Origin of the sequence: uncultured Sphingomonas sp., from assembly GCF_964244235.1 — a bacterium.
In the GTDB taxonomy this organism is placed as follows: Bacteria; Pseudomonadota; Alphaproteobacteria; order Sphingomonadales; family Sphingomonadaceae; genus Sphingomonas.
In genome coordinates this window covers 1-6,547 of the sequence record NZ_CAXTII010000114.1, presented here as the reverse complement: position 1 = coordinate 6,547, position 6,547 = coordinate 1, and the positions used below count along the sequence as shown (strand labels likewise).

5 protein-coding genes and 1 pseudogene are annotated in these 6,547 nt (G+C 66.0%); 3 read left to right on the top strand and 3 right to left on the bottom strand.

Features of this window, described 5'->3' with window-relative positions; genetic code table 11:
- The 3 genes from ACFE7D_RS13615 to rpsI form a co-directional block, all read left to right on the top strand.
- Positions 1 to 304 (top strand): COX15/CtaA family protein (locus ACFE7D_RS13615; RefSeq protein ID WP_375395955.1); only part of this gene is annotated, 304 nt, incomplete at its 5' end.
- Positions 305 to 394: 90 nt separating this feature from the next.
- A complete protein-coding gene (rplM, locus tag ACFE7D_RS13610) occupies positions 395 to 874 on the top strand; it encodes a 50S ribosomal protein L13 (RefSeq protein WP_174284717.1) in 480 nt (159 codons plus the stop codon).
- Positions 874 to 1,428 carry a 30S ribosomal protein S9 gene (rpsI, locus tag ACFE7D_RS13605; RefSeq protein ID WP_375395954.1) on the top strand — a complete coding sequence of 185 codons (555 nt, stop codon included), beginning with the start codon at positions 874 to 876 and terminating at the stop codon, positions 1,426 to 1,428. Before rplM ends, rpsI begins: the two co-directional genes overlap by 1 nt.
- A gap of 265 nt (positions 1,429 to 1,693) precedes the next feature.
- Here rpsI and ACFE7D_RS13600 read toward each other — a convergent pair whose 3' ends face one another.
- From ACFE7D_RS13600 to ACFE7D_RS13590, 3 genes and pseudogenes are all read right to left on the bottom strand, one after another.
- Positions 1,694 to 2,230 (bottom strand): adenine phosphoribosyltransferase, encoded by a 537-nt coding sequence (locus ACFE7D_RS13600; RefSeq protein WP_375395953.1) that lies wholly within the window; start codon positions 2,228 to 2,230, stop codon positions 1,694 to 1,696.
- A 509-nt stretch (positions 2,231 to 2,739) separates the two neighbouring features.
- Positions 2,740 to 6,144: a polysaccharide deacetylase family protein gene (locus ACFE7D_RS13595; protein ID WP_375395952.1), complete on the bottom strand. Its 3,405-nt coding sequence runs from the start codon at positions 6,142 to 6,144 to the stop codon at positions 2,740 to 2,742.
- A gap of 121 nt (positions 6,145 to 6,265) precedes the next feature.
- A pseudogene (locus ACFE7D_RS13590) lies at positions 6,266 to 6,547 on the bottom strand (elongation factor 4); the annotation flags it as partial.

The window sequence follows — 6,547 nt, the reverse complement described above, 5'->3', positions numbered from 1 at the left end:
CGACCCGCTGATCGTTCAGTTCATCCACCGCTGGTTCGCCTTCGCCGCCGCCGCCGCGCTGATGTGGCTGGCGATCCGCGCGACGACGGCGGGTTCGCGCGCAGGGTTCGCGATCATCGCGCTCGTCACGCTGCAGATCATATTGGGCATCGCGACGCTGATGACCGGGGTGCAGATCGATGTCGCCGTCGCGCACCAGGCGAACGCCGCCCTGCTGATGATCGCCGCCGTTGTCGCGGCGCACGCGGCAGGAACGCAACCCCGGGTATCATATTACCCGTCGGCAAAGCGGCGCTTTGCTTGACAATTTGATGGCCAGCAGTAGTGCGGACCCATTCGCGCCGCCCCCAGCCGGGCGGCGCGCCTCGTTTCAAACCGAAAAGGTCCCAGCCCCATGAAGGCGCTCATGAAGACCACCAAGTCGGCCAAGCCGCACGAGGTGGAGAAGAAATGGCATATCGTCGACGCCGACGGCCTGGTCGTCGGTCGCGCGGCGGTGGTGATCGCCAACGTCCTGCGCGGCAAGCACAAGACCAGCTTCACCCCTCATGTCGATTGCGGTGACAATGTCGTCGTCATCAATGCCGACAAGATCCGCTTCACCGGCAACAAGGCCGCGAAGAAGGTCTATTACAAGCACACCGGCTATGCCGGCGGCATCAAGGGCGTGACTGCGGCCAAGGTGCTCGAGGGTCGCTTCCCCGAGCGCGTTCTGGAGAAAGCCGTCGAGCGGATGATCCCGCGCGGGCCGCTTGGTCGCCAGCAGATGCGCAACCTGCGCATCTTCAAGGGCACCGAGCATCCGCACGAGGCGCAGAGCCCCGAGACACTCGATATCGCGGGCATGAACCGCAAGAACAAGGTGGGTGCATAATGTCCGACAACCGCCAGTCGCTTTCCGATCTAGCGAACCTGACCAATGCGCCGGCCCCCGCCGCGCAGGCCGATGCGCCGGCATACACCACGGGTGATACGGAGCCGGTGAACAATTCCGGTCCGGCACCCGAGCCGATGCCGCTGCGCGAGCAGATCCTCGACAAGCAGGGTCGCGCCTATGCCACCGGTCGCCGCAAGGACGCGGTCGCGCGCGTCTGGCTGAAGCCCGGTTCGGGCAAGATCACGATCAACGGTCGCGACCAGGACGTGTATTTCGCGCGCCCGACGCTGCGCCTCGTCCTGAACCAGGTGTTCGGCGTGACCGAGCGCGAGGGCCAGTATGACGTCGTCTGCACGGTCAAGGGCGGCGGCCTGTCGGGCCAGGCGGGTGCGGTGAAGCACGGCATCAGCCAGGCGATCACCAAATACGAACCGATCCTGCGCGCACCGGTCAAGGCCGCAGGCTTTCTGACCCGCGACAGCCGCACGGTCGAGCGCAAGAAGTACGGCAAGGCGAAGGCCCGCCGCAGCTTCCAGTTCTCGAAGCGCTGATGCGGCCTCGGATAGCGGACGCTATCCGAGGACTCGCATCGAGCCGGCCGGCGGGGCGGCTCGCCCGCTCCGTTCGACGTCACGGATTCACTCCGTGACGGCGCACCGCGAAACTATGCAGAAGGGGCGGTCCGGAAACGGGCCGCCCTTTTTCGCTTGCCTAACGCCGGCCTCGAGCCGGAGCCCGAAGCCGCAAGGCCATCGCCCGCGGCATGATGGATGCCGGGGTCAGGCCCGGCATGACGGGAGGCTGGGACGAGAAGCCTCAATCCCCCCCGAACGCCATCAAGGCCCCGACCGTAACCCCGTCCCCCCGAAGCGCATCCGCCCCGCCCAGATCGGGCAGGTCGATGACGAACGCCGCCGCGCCGACCGTCCCGCCCGCCTTGCGGATCAGGCGGACCGCAGCGCGCGCGGTGCCGCCGGTCGCGATCAGGTCGTCGATCAGCAGCACGCGCTGCCCGGGCAACAGCGCATCCTCGTGCAGCACGATCCGGTCGGCGCCATATTCCAGCGCATAATCCTCGCCGATCGTCGCCCCCGGCAGCTTGCCGTCCTTGCGGATGAGCAACAGCCCGACCCCGAGTTCGCGCGCCACCGCCGCCCCGAACACGAATCCCCGCGCTTCGATCCCCGCGACCAGATCGAACGGCCCCTCCTGCAGCGCCGCAAGCCGCACCACCGCCTCCGCCAACCCGCGCGGATCGAGCAGCAGCGTCGTGATGTCGCGGAACTGGATGCCGGGCCTGGGGAAATCGGGGATCGTGCGAACGAGGGATTTCAGGTCGTCGTTGGCGGGCATCGGCAGTCATGCTCCAGTTTAGTGCCCTAATGCACTATGCAAAAATGTCACTTTTATTGCAGCGACTACGAGCGCGCCAATTACCCCAACAAGTCCTAGTTTCCAGTCGGCGTTTGCAAGCGTAGTCCCGTCCTGTATGGCTTCATCACCAATCCATCCACGCCGAAAGTCCTTCCGCCACCACCAGAATGCGATGATTGCGCCAGGTATTGCGGCAAACGGACCTATCCAGCGGTCACCCTCAGGGCCACCAAACACCCAAAAGGTCGAAACCAAAATATAACCAACTCCGACCGTCCAAGCTGCTCGCCTAGTGGGACGAGCATTTAGAGCAATGAAGTAGTGAAGGGGCCATGTCAGCACAGCCAAGATAGCAAACGGAGTTGCCAGTAGAACAAAAACCGTTTCTAGCATTGCGTCCACCCCGGATCCTCTCCGTTCGTTCGGGAGAAACAAAGCAGTATACTACACTTTAGGAAAGTCCACGCCGCAGAGCGCGAAGAGCCTCCCTACCCCGCCGTCACCCGCCCCGTCCGCTGCAGCTTCCCCCACCCGACCATCGGCCCGCGCAGCGCCTGCGCGATCGCCTTGAGCACGACGTAATACATCACCTGCCGGTACCCGATCCGCTGCGGGATCAGCAGCCACAACAGGCTCCATTTCTCCTTGCGTTCCAGGGCAAACGCAATCGTCGCGGCCAGCATGTCGATCGCGGTGAAGATCAGCCAGTAGAGCAGCATCGTCTCGACATCGTGGCTGGTCTGTGCCCAGCCATGCGCGACGATCGCGACATAGGTCAGGAAGAAGCTGACGACGAGCGCCAGGTCGATGATCGGCGAAATCGCCGCCAGCAGGATCTGGAACACGATCGCCTGCGGCAGGCCGATCCAGCCCAGCCCCCTGGGATGCGAAGCGAAGATGGCCGACTGATGCTTCCTCAGGCATTGCAGCGTCCCGAACGCCCAACGGAAACGCTGCTTGGCCAAGGCCTTGAGCGTCTCCGGTGCCTCGGTCCAGGCGATCGCGAACTGGTCGTACTTCACCGCCCAGCCGGCACGCTGGATCTCGATCGTCAGGTCCTGGTCCTCGGCCAGCGTGTCGTTGGGATAGCCGCCGACCGACGCGATCGCCGACCGACGCCATGCGCCGACCGCACCGGGCACCACCGTCATTGCGTTCAACCGGGCGAGTGCGCGCCGTTCGAGATTCTGCGCGGTGATATATTCCAGCGCCTGCCATTTGGTGACGATGTTGACCCGGTTGCCGACCTTCGCATTGCCGGCGACCGCACCGAGCGCCGGATCGACGAACCAGCGGGCGAGGCGTGCGATCGTCGTCGGTTCGAACTGGGTGTCGGCATCGAGCGCGATGACGATCTCGCCGCGCGCGACCTCCAGCCCGCGGTTCAGCGCGCGCGCCTTGCCGCCATTGGGTAGCGTCAGCAGCCGGACGCGGTCGTCGTTCGAAAAGGCATCGCGTACGATCCGGCCCGTCGCATCCCGCGAGCCGTCGTCGATCACGATGACTTCGATCTCGACCTCGGTGGACGCCAGCACGCCGCGGACCGCGCGTTCGATCACCTGCTCCTCGTTGAAGGCGGGGATCATCACGGTGACGAACCGCGCCGGATCGATCGGCGGGAAGACCGTCTGGTTCTCGCGCCGCGCCTGGATCAGCGCCAGCGCCGACAGCGCCAGCGCGCGCAGGATGCCGACCGTGATCGCGATCCCGAACAGCCAGTGGAGTCCAGTGACGAGCCAGCCAAGCGCGGTGAACAGCCCCAGATCGGCGAGCGCGGCGACGCGGTCGCTCGACGAGATCGCGGGGTTCGCGTCCGCTTGCGGAATGTTCGCCAATTCCGATACCGGCACGAAGCTGTATCCCATCGCGCGCAGCCGATCGATGATGACGGGCAGCGCCGCGACCGTCTCCGCGCGGTTGCCGCCCGCATCGTGGAGCAGGACGATGTTGCGGCTGCAATTGTTCGACGAGCCTACCGCGTCGCAATTGCCGGGGCCGGTCGTCGCCTCCCGGATCGTCGCGTCGATGATCTGCTGTACGCCCGGCCGCTTCCAGTCGCCGGGATCGACATGGAGCCCGACCGATATATAGCCCCGCTGCTGCGCCTGCAGCGCGGGAACGATCTCGTCCGCGGTGGTCGGCTCAGCGTCGCCGAAATAGGGCGCGCGGAAGAAGCGGAGCGAGTGGCCGGTGAACGCCTGGAACAGCCGCTGCGTGGTGTTCAGTTCGAACATCACCTGCCGCGGCGACACGTTCGCCAGATTGGGATGCGTGTAGGTATGACTGCCGACCTCATGCCCTTCGGAGATCATCCGTTCGAGCAGGCCACGCTCCGTCAGCGCATTCTCGCCGATGACGAAAAAGGTCGCCGGGACCGCCTTCTCCTTCAGGATATCGAGGATCTTTGGCGTCCATTGCGGGTCGGGCCCGTCGTCGAAGGTCAGCGCCAGCTGCTTGGGCTTATAGCCGGTGCGGAAGACCACATAGGGTGCCGGCAGCCGGGTGAAGGCCACGTCCGCGATCGTCCCGTCCGCCGCGGGCACGGCGTCGCGCAGGCCGGTCAGGGGCGTGCCGCCGATCTTCAATATCTCGCCCGCACCCTCGATATCGGTGTTGGTGCCCGCCGGGATGTCGTCGATCGAATCCGGGATCGGCAGCTTGCGATGGTCGCGCCCGAAGATCGTCCAGACGCCGGGGTCCTCGGAACCCAGCCGCCATAGCGCGATGCTGTACAGCCCCGCCTTGTTCAGGAACGCGATCTGGTTGAACGCGGACGCCGCATCGAGCAGCCAGACCTGGTGGCGGGTGCTGCCGTCCTGATAGGCGAAGCTGGAATTCAGGCTCGCCTTGTCAAAGGTCGGGATCGTCCCCGAGTCGCGCGCCCCCTGCCACGCCTCCTCGACGTCGAGCGGGTCCGCCGCGCCGTCGTGCCAGTCATAGGCATAGGACCCGATCGCGACGACCAGCTTCGACGCCGGAATGCCCCGTGCCGAATCCGCCACCGCACGCGCGAACCAGGCCTGCGATGCGATCGGTCCCGGCGCGCCGCCGGACTCGTGCTCGTCATACGCCATCAGGAAGACCTTGTCGGTCACCTTGGCATAGGCCGGCAGGTCCCATTCCTCGTTGCCGACGGGTGCGGCGATCGCGACGACCCAGCCGCGCGGCGTGAAGCGGGCCTTTGTCTCGGCGAGGAAGATACGATAATCGGGCTGCGCGCTCGCAGGCAGTTCCTCGAAATCGAAGAACGCGCCCGCGGCATTGTTCGTCACCAGAAACGGCACCAGCCGGTCGAGGAATGCCGACCGCAGCTTCGGATCGGCCATCATTGCAGCGATCCCCTTGCCGTCCCAGACCCCGTTCAGCGCGTTCTGGACCATCGGCAGGATCGCGGGGCGGTGGACCGCGCGGTTCAGGATGGTCCGCCCCTCGGTATCGCGGAACACGGTGATCCGGTGATCCGGCCCGGTCACCGACACCCAGCCGGGGATCAGCCAGTCCAGCTGTTCGACATGCCGCTTCAGGCTGGCCCCGCTCGATTCGTCCCACGGCGCGTGGAATGCGATGGCGAGCGAGGGGTTGATCGGTGCCGCGGCCGACGGCGCGGCCGCGTGCCCCCGTGGCGCACCGCTCGGCGAGCCGAATAATTGTGCGGCGTAGTAGTTGATGCTTCGCGTGGTCCGGCTCAGCAGACCGCCGCGCGGCGCCGGCAGGCTCTTCAGGGCGGGATGTTCGGCGGTGACGGGCAGCAGCGGTGGCGCCGGCACCGCGCCGATCGACACGCCGAACACCGCCACCGCCAGCACCAGCAACGCGACGAACGCCGCGATGCCGAGCGCGAACCGGCGTCTGCGCCGACCGCTCGCGTCATAGAAGATTGGACGTTCGGCCATGCGTTCGCTCGTTCGTTCGTCGGGCTCGGATCGGTGGCGACGTCGGGCACGAGGCATGGCAAATGCGGATTACGGGGTCAACCGAGGTTAACCTCGGGAACCGGCCGCGCTGCGCCCGGCCTCAGGCGTCATCCCCCATCCGAAGCGCCGCGATGAACGCCTCCTGCGGGATGCTGACCGAGCCGTACTCGCGCATCTTCGCCTTGCCCTTCTTCTGCTTTTCCAGCAGCTTCTTCTTGCGGCTCGCGTCTCCACCATAGCATTTGGCGGTCACGTCCTTGCGCATCGCGCTGATCGTTTCGCGCGCGATGACCTTGCCGCCGATCGCCGCCTGGATCGGGATCTTGAACAGGTGGCGCGGGATCAGATCCTTCAACCGCTCGACCATGCCGCGGCCGCGCAC